General features: G+C 65.5%; 21 protein-coding genes and 1 tRNA gene. 16 read left to right on the top strand and 6 right to left on the bottom strand.

Annotated elements, in window-relative coordinates:
- The first annotated feature begins 26 nt into the window (after positions 1-26).
- From AC1Q5S_RS02110 to hemW, 5 genes are all read left to right on the top strand, one after another.
- Entirely contained in the window at positions 27-1043 is a 1017-nt protein-coding gene (locus AC1Q5S_RS02110) for a serine/threonine protein kinase (RefSeq protein WP_092699156.1), read from the top strand.
- Positions 1040-1942, top strand: a complete 903-nt coding sequence (locus AC1Q5S_RS02105) for a PP2C family protein-serine/threonine phosphatase (RefSeq protein WP_492238256.1) — start codon at positions 1040-1042, stop codon at positions 1940-1942. The genes AC1Q5S_RS02110 and AC1Q5S_RS02105 overlap by 4 nt, the downstream gene beginning before the upstream one ends.
- A gap of 193 nt (positions 1943-2135) precedes the next feature.
- A complete protein-coding gene (rph, locus tag AC1Q5S_RS02100; RefSeq protein ID WP_422205984.1) occupies positions 2136-2864 on the top strand; it encodes a ribonuclease PH in 729 nt (242 codons plus the stop codon).
- A 45-nt stretch (positions 2865-2909) separates the two neighbouring features.
- Entirely contained in the window at positions 2910-3512 is a 603-nt protein-coding gene (gene rdgB, locus AC1Q5S_RS02095; protein WP_492238255.1) for an RdgB/HAM1 family non-canonical purine NTP pyrophosphatase, read from the top strand.
- A 159-nt stretch (positions 3513-3671) separates the two neighbouring features.
- Positions 3672-4925 (top strand): radical SAM family heme chaperone HemW, encoded by a 1254-nt coding sequence (gene hemW, locus AC1Q5S_RS02090; RefSeq protein ID WP_492238254.1) that lies wholly within the window; start codon positions 3672-3674, stop codon positions 4923-4925.
- Between the two features lie 142 nt (positions 4926-5067).
- On the opposite strand, the gene AC1Q5S_RS02085 is transcribed toward hemW, so the two are convergent.
- Entirely contained in the window at positions 5068-5391 is a 324-nt protein-coding gene (locus tag AC1Q5S_RS02085; RefSeq protein WP_492238253.1) for an I78 family peptidase inhibitor, read from the bottom strand.
- Between the two features lie 140 nt (positions 5392-5531).
- Complete coding sequence (gene arsA / locus AC1Q5S_RS02080; protein ID WP_492238252.1) at positions 5532-7292, bottom strand: arsenical pump-driving ATPase; 1761 nt, start codon at positions 7290-7292, stop codon at positions 5532-5534.
- 91 nt (positions 7293-7383) lie between these two features.
- On the opposite strand from arsA, the gene AC1Q5S_RS02075 reads away from it, so the two are divergent.
- The 6 genes from AC1Q5S_RS02075 to arsB all read left to right on the top strand — a co-directional run bounded on the left by AC1Q5S_RS02075 (position 7384) and on the right by arsB (position 12258).
- The gene (locus AC1Q5S_RS02075) at positions 7384-7707 is read left to right on the top strand and encodes an ArsR/SmtB family transcription factor (protein WP_303837418.1); all 324 of its coding nucleotides are present in this window, start codon (positions 7384-7386) and stop codon (positions 7705-7707) included.
- A gap of 17 nt (positions 7708-7724) precedes the next feature.
- On the top strand, positions 7725-8192 hold the full coding sequence (locus AC1Q5S_RS02070; RefSeq protein WP_026435793.1) for an ArsI/CadI family heavy metal resistance metalloenzyme: 468 nt from the start codon (positions 7725-7727) through the stop codon (positions 8190-8192).
- Positions 8193-8325: 133 nt separating this feature from the next.
- Positions 8326-9369: an ArsJ-associated glyceraldehyde-3-phosphate dehydrogenase gene (locus AC1Q5S_RS02065; RefSeq protein ID WP_422205993.1), complete on the top strand. Its 1044-nt coding sequence runs from the start codon at positions 8326-8328 to the stop codon at positions 9367-9369.
- A gap of 1 nt (position 9370) precedes the next feature.
- Positions 9371-10615 carry an organoarsenical effux MFS transporter ArsJ gene (gene arsJ, locus AC1Q5S_RS02060; protein WP_034712006.1) on the top strand — a complete coding sequence of 415 codons (1245 nt, stop codon included), beginning with the start codon at positions 9371-9373 and terminating at the stop codon, positions 10613-10615.
- A gap of 43 nt (positions 10616-10658) precedes the next feature.
- Positions 10659-11159 (top strand): arsenate reductase ArsC, encoded by a 501-nt coding sequence (locus AC1Q5S_RS02055; RefSeq protein ID WP_026435795.1) that lies wholly within the window; start codon positions 10659-10661, stop codon positions 11157-11159.
- A gap of 73 nt (positions 11160-11232) precedes the next feature.
- Positions 11233-12258: an ACR3 family arsenite efflux transporter gene (gene arsB, locus AC1Q5S_RS02050; protein ID WP_492238251.1), complete on the top strand. Its 1026-nt coding sequence runs from the start codon at positions 11233-11235 to the stop codon at positions 12256-12258.
- A gap of 284 nt (positions 12259-12542) precedes the next feature.
- Here arsB and AC1Q5S_RS02045 read toward each other — a convergent pair.
- Together AC1Q5S_RS02045 and AC1Q5S_RS02040 are read right to left on the bottom strand one after the other, a co-directional pair.
- Positions 12543-12630 (bottom strand) — tRNA-Ser (locus AC1Q5S_RS02045).
- A gap of 19 nt (positions 12631-12649) precedes the next feature.
- Complete coding sequence (locus AC1Q5S_RS02040; protein WP_492238250.1) at positions 12650-12820, bottom strand: DUF3334 family protein; 171 nt, start codon at positions 12818-12820, stop codon at positions 12650-12652.
- 101 nt (positions 12821-12921) lie between these two features.
- On the opposite strand from AC1Q5S_RS02040, the gene AC1Q5S_RS02035 reads away from it, so the two are divergent.
- Positions 12922-14970: a bifunctional 2',3'-cyclic-nucleotide 2'-phosphodiesterase/3'-nucleotidase gene (locus tag AC1Q5S_RS02035; protein ID WP_492238249.1), complete on the top strand. Its 2049-nt coding sequence runs from the start codon at positions 12922-12924 to the stop codon at positions 14968-14970.
- A gap of 152 nt (positions 14971-15122) precedes the next feature.
- On the opposite strand, the gene AC1Q5S_RS02030 is transcribed toward AC1Q5S_RS02035, so the two are convergent.
- Complete coding sequence (locus tag AC1Q5S_RS02030) at positions 15123-15773, bottom strand: Smr/MutS family protein (protein ID WP_492238333.1); 651 nt, start codon at positions 15771-15773, stop codon at positions 15123-15125.
- Positions 15774-15823: 50 nt separating this feature from the next.
- Positions 15824-16537, bottom strand: a complete 714-nt coding sequence (gene radC / locus AC1Q5S_RS02025; protein WP_492238248.1) for a RadC family protein — start codon at positions 16535-16537, stop codon at positions 15824-15826.
- 97 nt (positions 16538-16634) lie between these two features.
- Between radC and AC1Q5S_RS02020 the strand changes: the two genes are divergently transcribed.
- The 4 genes from AC1Q5S_RS02020 to serS all read left to right on the top strand — a co-directional run bounded on the left by AC1Q5S_RS02020 (position 16635) and on the right by serS (position 20658).
- Positions 16635-17099, top strand: a complete 465-nt coding sequence (locus AC1Q5S_RS02020; protein WP_092699176.1) for an FKBP-type peptidyl-prolyl cis-trans isomerase — start codon at positions 16635-16637, stop codon at positions 17097-17099.
- Between the two features lie 3 nt (positions 17100-17102).
- Positions 17103-18098: a 4-hydroxy-3-methylbut-2-enyl diphosphate reductase gene (gene ispH / locus AC1Q5S_RS02015; RefSeq protein WP_492238247.1), complete on the top strand. Its 996-nt coding sequence runs from the start codon at positions 17103-17105 to the stop codon at positions 18096-18098.
- A gap of 268 nt (positions 18099-18366) precedes the next feature.
- Positions 18367-19308: a threonine/serine dehydratase gene (locus AC1Q5S_RS02010; RefSeq protein WP_422206002.1), complete on the top strand. Its 942-nt coding sequence runs from the start codon at positions 18367-18369 to the stop codon at positions 19306-19308.
- A gap of 33 nt (positions 19309-19341) precedes the next feature.
- The gene (serS, locus tag AC1Q5S_RS02005; protein WP_303837896.1) at positions 19342-20658 is read left to right on the top strand and encodes a serine--tRNA ligase; all 1317 of its coding nucleotides are present in this window, start codon (positions 19342-19344) and stop codon (positions 20656-20658) included.
- Positions 20659-20674 lie beyond the last annotated feature (16 nt).

The raw sequence follows: 20674 nt of genomic DNA, 5'->3' as shown, positions 1-20674 counted from the left end.
CTACACCCGCGTCATCTTCGCAAAATATGTCAAAAATCAAGCCGGCGCCATTGCCTCCCGACACCACCATTGGGGGCTACCGTGTGGTACGCCGATTGTCTTCCGGCGGGTTTGGTGTGGTTTATCTGGCGCTGGATGCCGAAGGCCAGCAGATCGCCATCAAGGAGTATCTGCCATCCTCCCTGGCCACCCGCGCCCCGGGGGAGTTGCTGCCCAAGGTGCCGCCCGAAAAGCTGTCGCTCTACCGTCTGGGTCTCAAGAGTTTCTTTGAAGAAGGCCGCGCGCTGGCCCAGATCTCGCATGCCTCGGTGGTCAGTGTGCTCAACTTCTTCCGTGAAAACGAAACTGTTTACATGGTGATGAACTACCTGGAAGGGGCCACCCTGCAGGATTTCATCATCACCGCGCGCGACCTCAAGACGCAGAAGGTGTTTCGCGAGTCCACCATCCGCTCGCTGTTTGACGAGGTGCTGCGCGGCCTGCGCATCGTGCACCAGCACAAGATGCTGCACCTGGATATCAAGCCCGCCAACATCTTCATCACCGACGACAACAAGGCCGTGATGATCGACTTCGGTGCCGCGCGCGAGGTGCTGTCCAAAGAGGGCAACTTCATCCGCCCCATGTACACCCCCGGCTTTGCCGCGCCCGAGATGTACAGGCGCGATTCGTCCATGGGCCCCTGGACCGATATTTATGCGATTGGCGCCTGCATCTACGCTTGCATGCAGGGCTTTCCGCCCAACGAGGCGCCCCAGCGCATCGAGAAGGACCGCCTGTCGCTGGCGCTGACCAAGCTGCGTGGCGTGTATTCGGACAACCTCATCGAGGTGGTGGAGTGGTGCATGGCACTCGATCCGCTGTCGCGCCCGCAGTCGGTGTTTGCGCTGCAAAAAGAGCTCAGCCGCGAAGGCGAGCGTCGCTATACCAAGCTTTCGGTGACCGAGAAAATGCGTCTGCAGCTCGACACCCTGGTGTCCGACACCAAGAAAAATGTGCAAAAAGTGGGTGAAGCCACGGGAATCGGGGCCAAACCCAAATGAAATTCTCTGTATTCCAGATCAGCCGCCGCGGGGGGCGCGAGAAGAACGAAGACCGCATGGGTTACTGCTACACGCGCGAAGCGGGCCTGTTCGTGCTGGCCGACGGCATGGGCGGGCACCCCGAGGGCGAGGTGGCTGCGCAGATAGCGCTGCAAACCATTTCGTCCCTGTTCCAGCGCCAAGCCAAACCGCAGCTCGACAATGTGCAGGAGTTCCTGTCGTCCGCCCTGCTGGCGGCCCACCACCAGATCCTGCGCTATGCCTCCGACAAAGGCATGCTCGACACGCCGCGCACCACGCTGGTGGCTGCCGTGGTGCAGGCCGGCGCCGCCTCGTGGATCCATTGCGGCGACTCGCGCCTGTACATGGTGCGCGATGGAGAGTTGCTGAGCCGCACGCGCGACCACTCCTACCTCGAATTGCGCAATGCCCCGCCACCGGGGCTGGACCTCATCAATCGCAACGTGCTGTTCACCTGCCTGGGCTCGCCCACCAAGCCCATTTACGATGTCACCGGCCCCGTTCACCTGGAGCAGGGCGATCGCATCCTGCTGTGCTCGGACGGCCTGTGGGGCTCGCTCAGCGATGAGGACATTGCCACCCAGCTCAGCCAGAAGACGGTGTCGCATGCGGTGCCCGATCTGGTCGAGAACGCTTTGCGCAAGGCGGGCGAGGGCAGTGACAACGTCACCGTGGTGGCGTTCGAGTGGGAAACCCCTGACACCTTCGAGTCCACGCAAGGTGTGTCGACCGACAGCATCAGCGACGATGTTTTCGCCTCGACCATCCAGGCCGGCCCGCTCGATGGGTTGGTGGATGATCTCGACGATGATGCCATTGAGCGATCCATTGCAGAAATCAACGAAGCCATCCGCCAGTCCGCTGCACGCAAAGCATGACAAGCCCCTGAGTCACTTCGCGCCGTCCCCCTTCTCTCGCTTGGCGTGGCAATTCGGGAAGGGGAACACCGCCCGCGCGGCGGTTGCTGGCCTGGGCCGCGCGCATCGCAGGGGCTTGATCTGACGGACCGGCTCGCTGACATGACCCCTGGGCCCTGCAGGCGTTCTGCCCATTTTTGACACCGGAAACCACATGACCACTTTCAACCGCACCGACGGCCGCGCCGCCAACCAGCTGCGCCCCGTGCGCATCACGCGCCACTACACCATGCATGCTGAGGGCTCGGTGCTGATCGAGTTTGGCAATACCAAGGTGCTGTGCACGGCTTCGGTGGAAGAAAAAGTGCCGCCGCACCAGCGCGGCACCGGCGAGGGCTGGGTGACTGCCGAATACGGCATGTTGCCCCGCGCCACGCACAGGCGCAGCGACCGCGAGGCGGCCAAGGGAAAGCAGAGCGGTCGCACGCAGGAGATACAGCGCCTGATTGGCCGCTCGCTGCGGGCGGTGTTTGACCTGAAGCTGCTGGGCGAGCGCACCATCCAGCTCGACTGCGATGTAATCCAGGCCGACGGGGGCACGCGCACCGCCGCCATCACCGGTGCCTGGGTGGCGGCGCAGGACGCCGTGAGCCAGCTGCTGGCCAGCGGCAAGATCACGGCGAGCCCCATCCTGGGGCCGGTGGCCGCCATCTCGGTCGGCATCGTGCAGGGCACGCCGCTGCTGGACCTGGAGTATGTGGAAGACGTGGGTTGCGACACCGACATGAACGTGGTCATGACGGGGGCGGGCCACTTCGTGGAAGTGCAGGGCACGGCCGAGGGTGTGGCCTTCACCCGGGCCGAGATGGACCAGCTGCTGGCACTGGCCGACAAGGGTGTTGCCGAACTGGTGGGTCTGCAACAAAAATCGCTATTAAAATAATAGCTAATGGCGATTTATGCATAAGCACCACAGGCCATCTTGACCATGAAACTCGTTCTTGCCTCCAACAACCGCGGCAAACTGGCCGAACTGCAGGCCATGCTGGCGCCGCTGGGCATTGAGCTGGTGCGCCAGGCCGACCTGGGCGTGGGCGAGGCCGAAGAGCCGCACCGCACCTTCGTCGAGAACGCGCTGGCCAAGGCGCGGTTTGCCAGCGCGCACACCGGCCGGCCCGCGCTGGCCGACGACGCCGGCCTGTGCGTGGACGCCTTTGGCGGTCTGCCCGGTGTGGACACGGCCTACTACGCCACCCAGTTCGGCTACGAAAAGGGCGACGACACCAACGTGCGTGCCCTGCTGGAGCAGATGCAGGGCCAGGACAACCGCCGCGCCGCCATGGTCAGCACCCTGGTGGCCGTGCGCAGCCCGCAGGACCCCGAGCCCCTGATTGCCGTGGGCCGCGTGGTGGGCGAGATCACGCGCGCGCCGCGTGGCAGCAACGGCTTCGGCTTCGACCCGGTGATGTTCATCCCCGAGTTCGGCCAGACCTTTGCCGAGCTGCCCACCGAAGTCAAGAACGCCCACAGCCACCGCGGCCGTGCGGCGCAGCAGATGCTGGCGCTGATGCGCGAGCGCTGGTTTGTATGAAGTACCCCCCTGAGTCGCTTCGCGCCTTCCCCCCAGGGGGACACCGCCAGCGCATGTGCGCCGATGCATTGGCGGCCCTTGCGCGGCGGTCGCGCGTAGGGCCGCTCATGCCGCAAGCGGCTGCTGCGGCGTGAGCGCTCTGAACCTTTGATGCTTTCAATGGCTATCCCCATCCTTCCTACCACGGATGCCGCCCCCGCCGTGGTGCGCGACATCCAGCACTACATGCGACCGGGGCTGCTGCAGCTCACCAGCCTGCCGCCGCTGGCCTTGTATGTGCACCTGCCCTGGTGCCTGAAAAAGTGCCCCTATTGCGACTTCAACTCGCACGAGTGGCGCGATGCCGGTGGCGTGGGCGCTGCGGGCGCCTTGCCCGAGGCCCGCTACCTCGACGCCCTGGTGGCCGACCTCGAAGCGGCGCTGCCCCTGGTGTGGGGTCGCAGCGTGCACAGCATCTTCATCGGCGGTGGCACGCCCAGCCTGTTTTCACCCCGGTCCATCGACCGGCTGATCGGTGACATCCGCGCACGCCTGCCGCTGGCCGCCGATTGCGAGATCACCCTGGAGGCCAACCCCGGCACCTTCGAAAAAGACCGGTTCCGCGCCTTTCGCGCGGCGGGTGTCACGCGCCTGTCGGTGGGCGTGCAAAGCTTCAACGACCGGCACCTGCAGGCCCTGGGCCGGGTGCACGACCGCGCCCAGGCCCTGGCCGCCGTGCAGGAGGCGGCGCAGGCCTTCGACACCTTCAACCTCGACATCATGTACGCGCTGCCGGGCCAGACGCTGCCCGAACTGGCGCAGGACATGGCCACGGCGCTGGCGCTGGCGCCGCCGCACATCTCCATCTACCACCTGACCATCGAGCCCAACACCTACTTCGCCAAGTTTCCGCCCGCCATTCCTCCGGACGACGATGCCTACGCCATGCTGGACCGCATCACCGAAATGACGGGGCAGGCCGGGCTGGCGCGCTACGAGATTTCGGCCTACGCCCGGCCGGGCCATGCGTGTTTTCACAACACCAACTACTGGCAGTTTGGCGACTACCTGGGGCTGGGCGCGGGTGCGCACAGCAAGCTCAGCTTTGCCCACCGCGTGGTGCGCCAGACGCGCTTTCGCGATCCGCGCCTGTACATGGACAACGCACTGGCGGGCCACGCCCTGGCGCAGGACGAGGAGGTGCGCCGTGCCGACCTGCCGTTCGAGTTCATGCTCAATGCGCTGCGCCTGCGCGAGGGCTTTGCGCTGCAGGACTTTGTGGAACGCACGGGCCTGCCCCTGACCGCCATTGCCAAGGCGCTGGAGGAAGCCGAACGCAAGGGCCTGATCACCCGCGACATGGCCCATATGCGCCCCACCGAGCGTGGATTCGATTTTCTGAACGATCTGCAGGCACTGTTTCTGGCCGACTGACCGCCTGGCACACCGTCCCATTCTGTGGGATGTGGTTGGCATGAAATTGGCCTCCAGCGCTTGCGTGGCAAGCGCTTGAAGCCATTTCAACGGGAGCAAAAGGGCGATGGCACCCGTGGTGCTTCTGGCGGCGGAGCGTTGTTCAGCCGCAGCGCACCGCCGTGATGCGCCCATTGCTGTCCACCACCAGGTTCAGGCGCTCGGTGTTGAACTCCTGCGTCACCGCCTGGCGCGGGTGCAGCAGGCGTGCCATGGCGGCGCCCGAAGCCACCCGGGCCTGCTCGATCACCGAGGGCGTGCCCTGCTTGCCGATCACCCTGTGGGCGGGCGCCGCATTGCACACACCGCCCCGTGGCCCAGGGCCCACCGAGGCCGGAGGCGCCGCCCCGCCCGGCAAGCCCGAGCAGCCCGCCAGCAAGGCGGCGCACAGGCAGGTGGTCAGGGTGAAGGTTCGGCTTATCTGCATGGTTTTCTCCGGTGGGAATCTGGGGCGTGGCGCGCCGGGTGAGGGGACACCTTATCTTGCGCCAGAGCCTTTGGCTGTCACCACGGGTAACCGTGTTGCTTTGCGGTCTTGGAGACGGTCGCAAGGGGCAATGCGTGCCGTCAACCCAGCAGCTGGTCGAGCGCGCCGGGGCCAATGGGGGGCTCCACCGTCCAGGGCACCACCAGCACCGGGTGGCGGGTGTAAGCGGCCACCCGCTCCATCTGTTTGCGCTCGCTGTCCAGGCGGGCCTGCAGCAGCGGGTCGGCCGTGCCCGTGGCCAGCAGCGATTTGTTGACCACCCAGGCAAAGGGCTCGATGTGGGCCCGGCGCAGATCGTCCTGCAGCGCAGCGGCCTGGGACACGGGGGTGGCCTCAGGCAGCGTGACCAGAATGATGCGGGTGTAGTCCGCATCCTGCAGGCGCATCAGTGGCGTCACGATGCGGCCTGCGGCCTTGCCCTCGAATTCGCGCACCATCTGGCGGTGGTAGGCGCCGGTGGCGTCCATCAGCAGCAAGGAATGCCCGGTGGGTGCGGTGTCCAGCACCACAAACGCGCTGCGTGCCTGCGCCACCACATGCGAGAAGGCGTGAAAAACCGCCACTTCCTCGGTGCAGGGCGAACGCAGGTCTTCCAGCAGCAGGGCTTTCTCGTCCTCGGTCAGGGTGGCGGCGCGGGCGGCCACGATCTTGTCCACGTATTTCTGCGTTTCGGCCTTGGGGTCGATGCGGCCCACGCGCAGGCCGGGCACTTCGGCGTTGAGCGTGGCGGCCAGGTGCGCAGCCGGGTCGGTCGTCGTCAGGTGCACCGACTTGCCGTGGTGGACCAGGCCCAGCGCAATGGCCGCGGCAAGGGTGGTCTTGCCGACCCCACCCTTGCCCATGACCATGATCAGGCCGCGCTCGCCCTGCGCAAGCTCGGCCACCAGTTCGGACAGCTTGTGGTGGTCGAGTTCGGGTGCTGACGGGGTGGCTGTGCCCGTCGTTCGCGTGGGCTCGGCGGCCAGCAGCCCGCGCAGTGCGGGCAGGCCCACCGAATCCACGGCCCTGAGGGGAATATGGTCGGCCGCCAGGGGTTGCAGCGCGGCGGGCATCTCGTCAAGTGCCTTGCGCCCCAGCGCTTCGATGGCGGCGGCAATCGGGTCGTCCGGGTGGCTGCGCTGGAATACGGCGTTCACCACCAGCCGCTGGTTCACCAGGCCCAGCGCGCGCAGCTCGTCCGACGACCGGGCGGCCTCTTCGAACGCGCCTTTCTCGGGCCGGGCCACCAGCACCACGGTGGTCAGCGTGGCATCGTTGAGCGCCGCCAGGGCCGCGTTGAAAAGCTGCTCCTGCATCTTCAGGCCCGAGTGCGGCCCCAGGCAGGATGCGCCCCGGTCGTTGCCCTCCAGAAAACCGCTCCAGGCCTTGGGCAGGCTCAGCAGCCGGAGCGTGTGGCCCGTGGGGGCCGTGTCGAACACCACATGGTCATAGGCGGCACCGCCCTGCGACAGGAGGCTGGAGAACTCGTCAAAGGTGGCGATCTCGGTGGTGCAGGCGCCCGACAGTTGTTCGCGCACGGTGGCAATGTCCTGGTCGCTGGCCTGTGGACCCATCTGCTCGACCACGCGGGTGCGGTAATGCACCGCAGCCGCATCGGGGTCGATGTTGAGCACCTGCAGGCCGGGCACGCCCGGCACCGCCACGGGCTGGTTGCTCAGCGTGATACCCAGCATTTCATCGAGGTTGGAGGCCGCGTCGGTGCTGACGAGCAGCACTTTTTTGCCCGCATCGGCCAGCGCGATCGACACCGCCGTGGACACCGAGGTCTTGCCCACGCCGCCCTTGCCGGTGAAGAACAGGTATTTGGTGGGCTGGTCGAGTAGGCGAATGGAGGCGGGCATGGAATTCCTTGGTGGCGCTGAACCGCCGGGCTTGCAGAGGGAGAAGATGGCTCACTTTACAATAATTCGATAATCGTTGTATAGTTATTGCATGAACGAAATCGACGCTGTCCGTTCCCTCGCTGCCCTGGCCCAGGAAGTGCGCCTGCGGGTGTTTCGTGCGCTGGTCGTTGCCGGCAATGAGGGGCTGACACCCGGTGCGTTGGCCGAGCTGCTGGAGGTGGCGCCCAACACCTTGTCCTTCCATCTCAAGGAGCTCACCCATGCGGACCTGGTCAGCCAGGAGCGCCAGGGCCGCCACCTGATTTACCGCGCCTCGATCACCAGCATGAACGAGCTGCTGGGCTTTCTCACCGAAAACTGCTGCCAGGGCGCGGACTGCCTGGCGCCCCAGGCAAGGTCCTGCGCTTGCTGAAAATCAAGGAGACCCTCATGAAAAGATTCCACGTCCACATCCATGTCGATGACCTCGCCAAGAGCATTGCGTTCTATTCCAGGCTCTTCGCGGCCGAGCCAGCACGCGTTGAAGCCGATTACGCCAAGTGGATGCTGGACGACCCGCGCGTGAACTTTGCCATCTCCACCCGGGGCAACCAGCCGGGGCTGGATCACCTGGGTTTCCAGGTCGACGATGCCGCCGAGCTGGCGCAACTGAAGGCCCGGGCGGAATCGGCCGACATGGCGCTGCTGGACGAGGGCGCCACCAGCTGCTGCTATGCCCGCAGCGAGAAGCACTGGGTCACCGATCCGCAGGGCATTGCGTGGGAGCATTTCCACACGCTGGGCAATATCCCGGTGTTCAACGAACCGGGCAAAACCACTGCGGACGGCGCATGCTGTGCGCCCGCGCCAGCCCGTGAAAAGGCGTCGTCGGCTTGCTGCGCACCGGGTCCATGCTGAAAAGTTATTGAGCCAGGCCTTCGACAGCAGGGTGGCTTGCGGCGGTACTCGGCCGCTTCGGTGTCTGTCATGCAGCTGTCATTAAAAAATACAATATTTCAATGAATGTAGAATTAATAGAGGAAGGCATGCCATGAAAGTCGGCATCAACGGAATGGGCCGCATTGGCCGCCTGGCGCTGCGTGCGGCCATGGGTGCGGCAGAGCGCCCGCTGGATGACCCCCGTGCCGGCAATCGCCTGGAGGTGGTGCACCTGAACGAAATCAAAGGCGGCCCAGCGACCACCGCCCACCTGCTGGCGTTTGATACGGTGCAAGGCAAGTGGCGCGAGCGCATTCACGCCGAGGGCGACAGCGCCATCGCCATCGGCAGCCAGCGGCTTTCGTTCAGCGCGCACGCCACTGCGGCAGAAATCCCCTGGGGGGATCTGGGGGTGGACGTGGTGCTGGAATGCACCGGCAAGTTCCTGACGCCCGACACCATCCAGGGCCACCTGGATCGTGGTGCCAAGCGCGTCATCGTGGCCGCACCCGTGAAGGTGGGGGATGTGCTCAACATCGTGGTCGGTGTGAACCACGCGCTGTACGACCCGACCAGAAACCGCATCGTCACCGCCGCCTCGTGCACCACCAACTGCCTGGCGCCAGTGGTGAAGGTAGTGCATGAAAACCTGGGCATACGCCACGGGCAAATCACCACCATCCACAACCCCACCAATACCAATCTGGTGGTGGACGCGCCACACAAAGACCTGCGCCGTGCCCGCAGTGCCATGGAAAGCCTGGCACCCACATCCACCGGCAGCGCCACCGCCATCGCGCTGATCTACCCCGAACTCAAGGGCAAGCTCAATGGCCATGCGGTGCGCGCCCCGGTGCTCAATGCCTCGCTGACGGACTGCGTGTTCGAGCTGCAGCGCGAGACCACGGCGGAGGAGGTGAACGCGCTGTTCCAGCAAGCTGCCACGTCTTGCCTGTCGGGCATTCTGGGCTATGAAGAGTTGCCGCTGGTGAGCGCCGACTACGCCCGCGATACGCGCAGTTCCATCGTCGATGCCCTGTCCACCATGGTGACGGACGGCACGCTCTTGAAGGTGTACGCCTGGTACGACAACGAAATGGGCTATGCCTGCCGCATGGTGGATCTGGCCTGCCACATGCGCGACGTGGGGTTCTGAAATGCAGGGCCACGCCACGCGCAACTACGCCATCGTCACCGCGGCCTATTGGGGTTTCACACTCACCGACGGCGCGCTGCGCATGCTGGTGCTGTTGCATTTCTACCGTCTGGGGTATTCGCCGTTCACGCTGGCCTTCCTGTTTTTGCTGTACGAAGCGGCCGGCGTGCTGGCCAACCTGATTGGCGGCTGGCTGGCCACGCGCTATGGCATCACGCGCATGCTGACGGTAGGGTTGGTGACCCAAATCATCGGTTTCACCTTGCTGTCGCAGCTCAACCCCGCATGGTCGGTAGCCATGTCGGTGGCCTGGGTGGTGCTGGCGCAGGGCATCTGCGGCGTGGCCAAAGACCTCACCAAAACCGCCAGCAAATCTGCCATCAAGGTCACCTCGGCAGAAGCGAAAGAGCAGGGCGCGGGCCAGCTCTTCCAATGGGTGGCCTGGTTTACGGGCAGCAAGAACGCCATGAAGGGCGTGGGATTCTTTCTGGGGGGATTGCTGCTGGAGGCGCTGGGTTTTCGGCAGGCGCTGTGGGCCATGGCCGCTCTGCTGGCACTGGTGCTGGTGGGCGTGGTCACCTCACTGCCGCAGATGATGGGCAAAAACAAGGCTTCGAAATCGGCCAAGGAGCTGTTCGCCAAGAACGCGGGCATCAATGCGCTGGCTGCCGCCCGGGTGGTGTTGTTTGGCGCGCGCGATGTGTGGTTTGTGGTGGGCGTGCCGGTGTTTCTGTATTCGCAGGGATGGACGTTCACGATGGTGGGCGGCTTCCTGGCCGCCTGGACCATCGGCTACGGACTGGTGCAGGCCATGGCGCCGCAACTGGTCCGGCGCAGCCAGGACGGCCTGAGCACCGAGGTGCCCGCCGCGCGCCTGTGGTCGGCCATTCTGGCGGTGGTTCCCGTTGCGATGGCCGTGGCGGTAGCCCTGCAGGCACCTTATCTGGAGTGGGTGGTGGTGGGCGGATTGGGGCTGTTTGGCTTTGCGTTTGCGATCAACTCTTCCGTGCACTCCTACCTCGTTCTCGCCTACGCCGGCTCGGAGAAAGCCGCCGAGGATGTTGGTTTCTACTACGCCGCCAACGCCCTGGGGCGCTTCATGGGCACGCTGATGTCCGGCCTGCTGTACCAGTGGGGCGGGCTGCTGTATGCCCTCATCGGGTCCGCCGTGATGCTGGCCATCTGCTGGCTGGTCACGCTGGCTTTGCCGTTGACTGCGGGCCATAAGGCGCCGGCTGCGGCGTGAACCGCCATCCTCTCCACCGTTGCTTCAGAAAGTGGCTCTTTCCATGTCAAACCGCATCTACAACGTGCTCTTCATCTGCACGCACAACTCCGCGCGCAGCATCCTCGCCGAGGCCATACTCAACCAGCACGGCGCAGACAGGTTTCGTGCGTTCAGCGCCGGCAGCCACCCCGCGGGCCAGGTCAACCCGCACGCGCTGGATTTGCTGGAAAGAAACCGGTTTCCGACGGCGGGCTTGCGCAGTAAGAACTGGGATGAGTTTGCGGCCCCCGGTGCACCGGTCATGGACTATGTGCTGACGGTGTGCGACAAGGCGGCGGGCGAGGTGTGCCCCGTCTGGCCAGGCCAGCCGGTGTCGGCGCACTGGGGTGTCGAAGATCCGGCTGCAGTGGAAGGCGATGAGGAAGCCGTGAACAAGGCGTTCAAGGACGCGTTCATCGTGATGAGCCGCCGCATTGCGCTCTTTCTGAGCTTGCCCATCGACAAGCTGGACAAAATGTCGTTGCAGAAAGAGCTGGCCCAGATCGGGCAAACCAGAGGCTGAGGCATTCACATTTTGACGGGCCTGGACCGTGCATGGTCCAGGCCTTTTGCATTGAAAGAGGGAGAGGGCCACCATGGGGCTGTTTGAGCGGTATTTGACGATCTGGGTTGCGCTGGGCATTGCCGCCGGCGTGGCGCTGGGGCTGGTTCTTCCGGATTTTTTTCAGGCCGTCGCGGGCCTGGAGCTTGCGCAGGTCAATCTCGTGGTGGCGGTGTTCATCTGGGTGATGATTTATCCGATGATGATTCAGATTGACTGGGCCGCCATCAAGGACGTCGGCAAGAAGCCGCAGGGGCTGCTGCTGACACTGACTGTCAATTGGCTCATCAAGCCGTTCACCATGGCAGCGTTGGGCGTTCTCTTCTTTCAGTACCTTTTCGCCCCCTGGGTGGATCCCCAATCGGCCAGCGAGTACATCGCCGGCATGATTTTGCTGGGCGTTGCGCCTTGCACCGCCATGGTGTTCGTCTGGAGCCAGCTCGTCAAAGGCGATGCGAACTACACGCTGGTTCAGGTGTCGGTGAACGATCTGGTGATGGTGGTGGCGTTTGCGCCCATTGCGGCGTTCTTGCTGGGTGTGACCAACGTCACCGTGCCCTGGGAAACCCTGGTTCTGTCCACCGTGCTGTATGTGGTGCTGCCCTTGGCCGCCGGCATGGCGACCCGCCACCTGCTGGCCAGAAGATCTCCCCTGGCGGTAGGAGCGTTGGTGGCGAAGCTCAAGCCCTGGTCCATCGTGGGCCTCATTGCAACCGTGGTGCTGTTGTTCGGCTTCCAGGCGGGCACCATCGTTGAAAAACCAGCGGTCATCGGCTTGATTGCCATTCCCCTGGTGTTGCAGACCTACGGCATCTTCTTCATCGGCTGGTGGGGCGCCAAGCTGCTCAAGCTGCCCCACAATGTCGCCGGCCCTGCCTGCCTGATCGGTACCTCCAACTTCTTTGAACTGGCAGTGGCGGTGGCGATTTCTCTCTTCGGCCTCAACTCGGGCGCTGCCCTGGCCACGGTGGTCGGCGTGCTGGTCGAGGTGCCGGTGATGCTCTCTCTGGTGGCGATCGTCAATGCCTGGCGGCCCAGTGTTCACACCCCTCGCGCATGATGAGTTGGCGAGTGCTGGGGCTGATGCGCTCCATCGCTTCGAAAACCGAGTGCGATCCAGCGCCTGGATCTGGCTCTTTTCATCCACGCACAACACCATCGACTTGACCGGCGGATCGGCGCTCTGTGTTGCGCTCCGCCAAGTAGTACGAGCTCTCAGCAGATATAAGGCTGGGGGCGGCGTGTCCTCGTCAACTTGACTGGCGATCGATGCTCCGCCTTGGTTGGATTCTTTGATGGGTAGAAAACAAATACGGGCCGAAAGGCCCGTATTTGTTTGCTGTCTGGCGGAGACTGTGAGATTCGAACTCACGGACGGTTGCCCGTCGGCAGTTTTCAAGACTGCTGGTTTAAACCACTCACCCAAGTCTCCGGGTTGGAAGCGGCGTATTCTAGCCCGCCCGCCGGAGTCCATTGGCGTGGCATGCCCAGTGATCCGCCTTCGGCATGCCCAAGTTGGGCCGATAGCTCTGGTACCTCTCCATGGCGGCCGACGCCGAAAAATGGATGATCACCAGCCCGGAGATGCCGCCATCGAACCTGGAGCCACGGGACGCGTGCAAGCGGGCCTGTGGCAGCCATGCCGCAAGGTGCCTGCACAGGTCACAGCCCTGTCAAACAGTGTCCAGACACTCAGGCCCTTCTTCAACCCATGGGCCTTTTCATGCTGGAACCCTCTTTCCGCGACCCGATCCGTATTTCGCGCCGTGTGGCCACCCTCGGCGTGGTCGCTGTGGCGGCCCTCCTGACCGCCTGCGGCGGTGACGGTTCCACCAACGCCGGTGCCACCGCCACGCTGGCCGTGCTGGAGACGACCGACCTGCACTTCAATGTGCGTAGCTACGACTATTTCAAGCTGGCCGAAGACAAGACCTACGGTTTTGAGCGCACCGCCACGCTGGTGCGCGCCGCCCGCAAAGAGTTTGCCAACACCTTGCTGGTGGACAACGGCGACACCATCCAGGGCACGGCGCTGGCCGATTACGAGGCCACGATCAGCCCTATCCCCTGCACGCAGCAGCTGTCGATGTACAAGGCCATGGGCGCGCTGGGCTTTGATGCGGGCACGCTGGGCAACCACGAGTTCAACTACGGTCTGCCTTTCCTGAACCAGGTGCTGGGCGGCGGGCTGGACGTGGAGGGTGTGGGCGCCAGCAAGAAATGCGCGGGCGCCGGCTATCCCATGGCGCTGGCCAACGTGTACAGCAGCAAGACCAAGAAGCCGCTGGTGCAGCCCTACACGCTGCTGGAACGCTCCCTCATTGCTAAGGGCACCGATGGCAAGGACGTGAAGCTGCCCATCAAGGTGGGTGTGATCGGCTTCACCACCCCCGGCATCATGAACTGGGACAAGCGCTACCTCGAAGGCAAGGTCTACACCGAAGGCGCTGTGGAGGCCGCCACCAAGTACGTGCCCGAGCTGCGCGCCAAGGGCGCCGACATCGTGGTGGCTCTGCTGCACGGCGGGCTGGACAGCTCGGCCTACTCGCCCACCATGGAGAACCCCGGCCTGTACCTCTCGAAGGTGCCCGGCATCGACGCCATGGTGCTGGGCCACCAGCACAGCGTGTTCCCCGACACGGCGGCCAAGCCCGCCTATAGCCAGGCGGGCGTGGACAACAAGGCCGGCACCATCAATGGCGTGCCCGCCGTCATGGCGAGCTCCTGGGGCAAGGCGCTGGGCGTCATCCAGCTCGCACTGCAGTGGGACGGCACCAAGTGGGCCGTCAACAAGGCGGCCAGCAAGAGCGAGCTGCGCAACATCCAGAGCAAGAATGCTGCCGGCACCACGGTTTACGTCGATCCCGATGCCACCGTGGCGCCGCTGATCGAAACGCAGCACCAGGCCGCCATCCAGTATGTGAAGACGCCCATCGGCCAGACCGACTTCCGCATGAGCACGTTGTTTGCCGACGTGGGCGACCCCGGCGCCATCCAGATCGTCAACCAGGCCCAGCAGGCCTATGTGGCGGCCTACATCCAGGCCAATCTGCCGCAGTACGCGGCATTGCCTGTGCTGTCGGTGAGCGCGCCGTTCAAGAGCGGCTTCCAGGGCGGGTCGGACTACACCGACGTGGCCGTGGGCCCGCTGGCCATCAACAACGCGGCCGACCTGTACCTGTACCCCAACACCGTGTCTGCGGTGAAGGTGAACGGTGCCGACATCAAGAACTGGCTGGAGGCCGCAGCCCAGCGCTTCAACCAGATCGACCCGGCCAAGGCCACCGAGCAGGCGCTCATCAGCACCTTCCCGGGCTACAACTTCGACATGTTCACCACGGCCGACGTGCAGTACGAGATTGATGTGACGCAGGCCAAGGGCAGCCGCATCAAGAACCTCATGTACCTGGGCAAGGCCATTGACCCCGCGCAGGAGTTCGTGATCGCCACCAACAACTACCGCGCCACCAGCGGCAAGAGCTTCAGCGACAAGCTCGACGGCTCGGGCACCATCTGGGCCTCGCCCGATGCCAACCGCGACGTGGTGATCGACTACATCCGCAAGAACCCCGCCGTGACCCGCGCCGCCAACGGTGCCGCCAAGAGCTGGCGCTTTGCCTCGGTGAGCGTGGCCGGGCCGGTGGTGTTCAGTTCGGGCGCCAACGCGCTGGCCGTGGCACAGGCCGCAGGTCTGAACAATGTGAGCCTGGTGGCCGCCGACGACGGCAGCGGCAAGGGAACGTCCAAGTACGCGGTGGACTTGTCCAAGTAAGCAGACGGGCCTGCCCACCCCATGGGCCGGGCAGGCCGCGTCGTTCAAGCCACCCCGTGGGCATCTGCGGGGTTTTTTGCTATCTGAATAGCAGCTATTGGCGCTTTTCAGACGGTTGGTAGAGCCGATTTTTGCTTGAATGCCTGCATATTTCAGGCGTTGCGCCCACCCGCAGGCTGCAGCAGCACCAGCAGTGCCCCTGCGCCGCCATCGATGGGGCGGGCCTGCACAAAGGCCAGCACCTCTTTCTTTTGCACCAGCCAGCTTTGCACCCGGCCCTTGAGCACCGGGCTTTTGCCGGGCGAGCCCAGGCCTTTGCCATGCACCACGCGCACGCAGCGCAGGCCCAGCTTGTGGGCGAGGCGGATGAATTCGCCCAGGGCCTGTCGGGCTTCATCCACGCGCAGGCCGTGCAGGTCCAGCTGGCGCTGAATGCTCCAGTGGCCCGAGCGCAGGCGGCGGGTGATCTCCACCCCGATGCCCGGTCGGCGAAAGCTCAGCTGGTCATCGGTATCGAGCAAGGTGCTCACATCAAAGTCATCGCTGATGGATTCGAGCAGCACCCGCTCTTCGTCCAGCCAGTGCTGCACTGGCAGGGGCGGGGGCTGCTGCTGCGGCAGCTGCGCCAGGTTGGGCTGGCGCAGGGGCGTGATGCGGCCCACGCTGCGGCTGAACAGGGTGCGCTCGGCCTCTTGCCGGGCAGCGGCTTCGCGGCGGGCCAGGGCCTCGGCTTCGGCGCGCTGCTGCTCCTCGCGCAGGCGGCGGCCCACAGCCGCCAGGTCGTGCAGGTCATGCAGGCGCACGCTGGGGCGGCGCGGGCGGGCCGGCGTGCGCTGGGTCTTGGCTGGTGGCGTCACACCAGCCCTTTCTCGGCCATCGACAAGGCCTGGCCTGGTGCCACGATGACATGGTCGAGCACGCGCACGTCCACCAGCGCCAGCGTGGTCTTGAGGGTCTGGGTCAGCGTCTCGTCGGCGCGGCTGGGCTGCACGCTGCCGCTGGGGTGGTTGTGGGCCAGCACCACGGCTGCGGCCTGGTGGTGCAGGGCACGCAGCACCACCTCGCGCGGGTACACGCTGGTCTGGGTGAGCGTGCCCCTGAAGAGTTCTTCCATGGCCAGCAGGCGGTTCTGGCTGTCGAGGAACAGCACGCCAAACACCTCATGGCCCTTGGCGCCCAGGTGCAGCTGCAGGTAGTGCTTGACGGCGTCGGGCGAGTCGAACACCTCGCGCTCGCGCAGCTGCTGTGCCAGGGCGCGGCGGGCCAGTTCGAGCACGGCCACCAGCTCGGCGCGCTTGGCAGGGCCCAGGCCCTTGATGCGTTCGAGGTCGGCCGCGCTGGTGTGCAGCAGCCCGGCAATGCCGCCGAAGCCGCCGGTGATGCAGCCCGTGGCCGGGTCCATGCCGGGCGGGTCGAGCAGCTCCTGCGCCATCTGCAGCACGCCCTTGCCCACGATGCCCGTGCGCAGCAGGATGGCCAGCAGCTCGGCATCGGCCAGGGCAGCGGGGCCGCGCGCCAGCAGTTTTTCGCGGGGTTGGGCGTCGGTGGGCAGGTCTTTGAGGGGCATGGCGCGAGGAAAGTGCGTACGGGGCTGTGCACCGGTGGGTGCTGCCGGTAGGGGTTTGCCCGGTTTTCTACAATCGGGGCAGTTTATCGGGACTCTCATGACCACTACTGCCACCCCCCTTCCCGCCGTCCAGCCGGGTTCTTTCCTCACGCTGCACTACCGCCTGGCCGGTCCGGCCGGGGATGTGATCAACACTTTCGAGGACAAGCCGGCCACCTTGTCGCTGGGCACGGGCGAGCTGTCGCCTGCCATGGAGCAGCGCCTGCTGGGCCTGCCCGAAGGCACGCACGCCACGTTCGAGCTGGCCGCCGGCGAGGCCTTTGGCGAGCGCAATGCCGACATGCAGCAATGGGTGGCGCGCAAGCTTTTGACCGAGCTGGGCGATCCGGACGAGAAATACAACGTGGGCGACGTGGTGCAGTTCCCCACGCCCGACGGGCAGGGCAGCTACGCCGGCGCGGTGATGCAGGTGCGCGATGACGGTGCCGTGCTGTTTGACTTCAACCACCCGCTGGCGGGCCAGCCGGTGACGTTCGAAGTGCAGATCATCGGCGTGCTCTGAGCCATGAACAAGCCCCAGGAAATCCTGCTGGCCGAGCCGCGCGGCTTTTGCGCCGGCGTGGACCGCGCCATCGAGATCGTCGAGCGCGCGCTGCAGAAATTTGGCCGCCCCATCTACGTGCGCCATGAAATCGTGCACAACACCTATGTGGTCAACGACCTCAAGGCCAAGGGCGCGATCTTCATCGAAGAGCTGTCCGACGTGCCGCCCGGTGCCACGCTGGTGTTCAGCGCCCACGGCGTGAGCCGCGCGGTGCAGCAGGAGGCGCAGGCGCGCGGCTTCAGCATTTTCGACGCCACCTGCCCGCTGGTGACCAAGGTGCATGTCGAGGTGGCCAAGCTCGCCAAAGAGGGCTACGAGTTCATCATGATCGGCCACAAGGGCCACCCCGAGGTGGAGGGCACCATGGGCCAGCTCGACCACGGCATCCACCTGGTGGAAGAAGTGGCCGATGTGGCCCATGTGCAGCCCGCGCAGACCGACAAGCTGGCCGTGGTCACGCAGACCACTTTGAGCGTGGACGACGCCGCCGAGATCACCGCCGCCGTGCGCGCGCGGTTTCCCAAGGTGCGCGAGCCCAAGCAGCAGGACATCTGCTACGCCACCCAAAACCGGCAGGACGCCGTCAAGCTGCTGAGCCCGCAGGTGGACCTGGTGATCGTGGTGGGCAGCCCCACCAGCTCCAACAGCAACCGCCTGCGCGAGCTGGCGGCCCGCCTGGGCACCACGGCCTACATGGTGGACAGCGTGGACGAGCTGCGCCACGAGTGGTTTGACGGCATTGCGCGCGTGGGCCTCACGGCCGGCGCCTCGGCCCCCGAAATCCTGGTGCAGCAGGTGATCGAGCGCATCAAGGCGCTGGGCGCGGTGTCGGTGCGCAAGATGCAGGGCATCGAGGAAACCATCAAGTTCCCGCTGCCCAAGGGCCTCAAGATCGATGCGGCCACCGGTCTGGAGATTTCCGCGCGCCTGCCCGAGACGGGGCCGGCGGGGCATTGAGTGGTTGCTTTGCGATTGCTTCTTTATTGATAGCTTCTTGCATTTGATGGGCATGCGCTGGCGGTCTTTTTGATCCAAATTCCGCACCCCGCTTGCTACAGCGGCACCGCCGGCCCGCGCCACAGATCCAGCGGTGGCATGTCGCTCACTTCCGCGCTGCGCGTGCGCAGAGCTTGGGGGGGCGGCGCCAGTTTGTGGGTCTGCTCTGCCCGGCTTCGCGTTGCACCGCCTTCTAAACTGCCTGTCTTTGCCCGCCCGGAGCCCCTGCATGATCGACCGCAACGCCATTGCCGCTGCCCGCCGCCAACTGGCCGCCCAGCCTGACTTTCTGCGCACCACGCCGCTGATGCGCGTGCCGGGACGATCCCTGGGGGTGGGCTGCGGCGAGGTCTGGCTGAAACTGGAGCACCTGCAGGTGGGCGGCAGCTTCAAGGCGCGCGGCATGCTCTACCGCCTGCTGGCCAACCCCGTGCCCGAGAGCGGCGTGATCATCGCATCCGGCGGCAACGCCGGCATTGCCGTGGCCGCTGCCGCCAGGGCCCTGGGCGTGCGCTGCGAAGTCTTCGTCCCCGAGACCTCGCCCGAGGCCAAGCGTGCACGCCTGCGCGACCTGGGGGCCGAGGTGGTCGTCACGGGTGCGGCCTATGCAGAGGCGTTTGCAGCCTGCGTGGTCCGCCAGCAGGTCACCGGCGCCCTGCAGGCCCACGCCTACGACCAGCCCGAGGTGGTGGCGGGTGCTGGCACGCTGGCGCTGGAGATGGAGGAGCAGGCCGGACGTCTGCCCGACAGCGTGCTGGTCAGCGTGGGCGGCGGCGGCCTCATCGGCGGTGTGGCTGCGTGGGTGGAGAGCCGCGCCGATGTGGTGGCGCTGGAGCCCCAACGCGCGCCCACACTGCACTGCGCGCGTGCTGCGGGCCAGCCGGTGGACGTAGAGGTGGGTGGCGTGGCCGCCGACTCGCTGGGCGCGCGCCGCATCGGCGCCATCGGCTGGGAAGTGAGCCAGCGGCATGTGCACGATGCGCTGCTGCTGCCCGACGACGCGATTCGCGCTGCCCAGCGCTGGCTGTGGAAGGAGCTGAAACTGGCCGTGGAGCCCGCTGCCGCGCTGGGCCTGGCGGCGCTGCAGACCGGCGCCTACCGGCCCCAGCCGCAGGAGACGGTGGCCCTCATCCTGTGCGGTGCCAACTTTGACCCTGGAACTCTTGCCTGAGCCGGTACCGACCGCCCCTTTAAAATCCAGCCCATGCTTGACATCCTTCTCCTCCGCAAAGACCTCGACACCGCCATCGCGCGCCTGGAAACCCGCAAAAAACCCCAGGCCTTCCTGGACGTTTCCGCTTTCCAGGCCCTGGAAGCCGAGCGCAAGACGCTGCAGACCCGCACCGAAGAGCTGCAGGCCCAGCGCAACCAGCTGTCCAAGCAGGTCGGCATGCTGATGAGCCGGGGCGACAAGGATGGCGCCGAAGCCATCAAGACCCAGGTGGCTGCGGGCAAGGCAGAGCTGGAACAATCCGCCGCCCGCCTGGACCAGATCCAGGCCGAACTGCAGGCCATGCTGGCGGCCGTGCCCAACCTGCCGCACGAATCGGTCCCCGTGGGCAGTGACGAATCCGGCAACGTGGAAGTGCGCCGCTGGGGCACGCCCGGCGCCTTCACCTTCGAGGTGAAAGACCACGTCGATGTGGGCACCCCGCTGGGCCTGGATTTCGACATGGGCGTCAAGCTCTCGGGCTCGCGCTTTACGGTGATGAAGGGCTCCATCGCCCGCCTGCACCGCGCACTCAGCCAGTTCATGCTGGACGTGCAGACCCAGGAGCACGGCTACACCGAGTGCTACGTGCCCTACGCCGTGAATGCCGACTCGCTCAAGGGCACGGGTCAACTGCCCAAGTTCGAGGGCGATCTGTTCGCTGCCAAAAAGGGGGGCCAGGATGGTGAACCAGTGCCCGACAACGCGGCCCTGTACTTGATCCCCACCAGCGAAGTGCCGCTGACCAACTTCGTGCGCGACGTGGTGGTGGCCGAATCCGACCTGCCCATCAAGCTCACGGCCCACACGCCGTGCTTCCGCTCCGAGGCCGGCAGCTACGGCCGCGACACGCGCGGCATGATCCGCCAGCACCAGTTCGACAAGGTCGAGATGGTGCAGATCGTGCACCCCGACAAGAGCTATGAAGCGCTGGAAGAAATGACCCGCCACGCCGAAGCCGTGTTGCAAAAGCTGGGCCTGCCCTACCGCGTGATGGGCCTGTGCACCGGCGACATGGGCTTTGGCGCCGCCAAGACCTACGACCTGGAAGTGTGGCTGCCCGCGCAGAACACCTACCGCGAGATCAGCTCGGTGAGCAACTGCGAGGCCTTCCAGGCCCGCCGCCTGCAGGCCCGATTCAAGAACGCACAAGGCAAGAACGAGTTGCTGCACACGCTGAACGGCTCCGGCCTGGCCGTGGGCCGCACGCTGGTGGCCGTGTTGGAGAACTACCAGCAGGCCGATGGCAGCGTGACGGTGCCCGAGGTGCTGCGCCCCTACCTGGGCGGCACGGCCGTGCTCACTCCCTGAAAACCTTGCTATACTC

The sequence above is a fragment of the Acidovorax sp. GW835-FHT14B10 genome (assembly GCF_058793725.1).
The sequence above is the reverse complement of the archived record's forward strand: the minus strand, read 5'-3'. Positions and strand labels throughout refer to the sequence as shown.

Coding starts and splice junctions, on each gene's coding strand:
- AC1Q5S_RS02110 (WP_092699156.1), top strand. CDS start 27: ATGTCAAAAATCAAGCCGGCGCCATTGCCTCCCGACACCACCATTGGG.
- AC1Q5S_RS02105 (WP_492238256.1), top strand. CDS start 1,040: ATGAAATTCTCTGTATTCCAGATCAGCCGCCGCGGGGGGCGCGAGAAG.
- rph (WP_422205984.1), top strand. CDS start 2,136: ATGACCACTTTCAACCGCACCGACGGCCGCGCCGCCAACCAGCTGCGC.
- rdgB (WP_492238255.1), top strand. CDS start 2,910: ATGAAACTCGTTCTTGCCTCCAACAACCGCGGCAAACTGGCCGAACTG.
- hemW (WP_492238254.1), top strand. CDS start 3,672: ATGGCTATCCCCATCCTTCCTACCACGGATGCCGCCCCCGCCGTGGTG.
- AC1Q5S_RS02085 (WP_492238253.1), bottom strand. CDS start 5,391: ATGCAGATAAGCCGAACCTTCACCCTGACCACCTGCCTGTGCGCCGCC.
- arsA (WP_492238252.1), bottom strand. CDS start 7,292: ATGCCCGCCTCCATTCGCCTACTCGACCAGCCCACCAAATACCTGTTC.
- AC1Q5S_RS02075 (WP_303837418.1), top strand. CDS start 7,384: ATGAACGAAATCGACGCTGTCCGTTCCCTCGCTGCCCTGGCCCAGGAA.
- AC1Q5S_RS02070 (WP_026435793.1), top strand. CDS start 7,725: ATGAAAAGATTCCACGTCCACATCCATGTCGATGACCTCGCCAAGAGC.
- AC1Q5S_RS02065 (WP_422205993.1), top strand. CDS start 8,326: ATGAAAGTCGGCATCAACGGAATGGGCCGCATTGGCCGCCTGGCGCTG.
- arsJ (WP_034712006.1), top strand. CDS start 9,371: ATGCAGGGCCACGCCACGCGCAACTACGCCATCGTCACCGCGGCCTAT.
- AC1Q5S_RS02055 (WP_026435795.1), top strand. CDS start 10,659: ATGTCAAACCGCATCTACAACGTGCTCTTCATCTGCACGCACAACTCC.
- arsB (WP_492238251.1), top strand. CDS start 11,233: ATGGGGCTGTTTGAGCGGTATTTGACGATCTGGGTTGCGCTGGGCATT.
- AC1Q5S_RS02035 (WP_492238249.1), top strand. CDS start 12,922: ATGCTGGAACCCTCTTTCCGCGACCCGATCCGTATTTCGCGCCGTGTG.
- radC (WP_492238248.1), bottom strand. CDS start 16,537: ATGCCCCTCAAAGACCTGCCCACCGACGCCCAACCCCGCGAAAAACTG.
- AC1Q5S_RS02020 (WP_092699176.1), top strand. CDS start 16,635: ATGACCACTACTGCCACCCCCCTTCCCGCCGTCCAGCCGGGTTCTTTC.
- ispH (WP_492238247.1), top strand. CDS start 17,103: ATGAACAAGCCCCAGGAAATCCTGCTGGCCGAGCCGCGCGGCTTTTGC.
- AC1Q5S_RS02010 (WP_422206002.1), top strand. CDS start 18,367: ATGATCGACCGCAACGCCATTGCCGCTGCCCGCCGCCAACTGGCCGCC.
- serS (WP_303837896.1), top strand. CDS start 19,342: ATGCTTGACATCCTTCTCCTCCGCAAAGACCTCGACACCGCCATCGCG.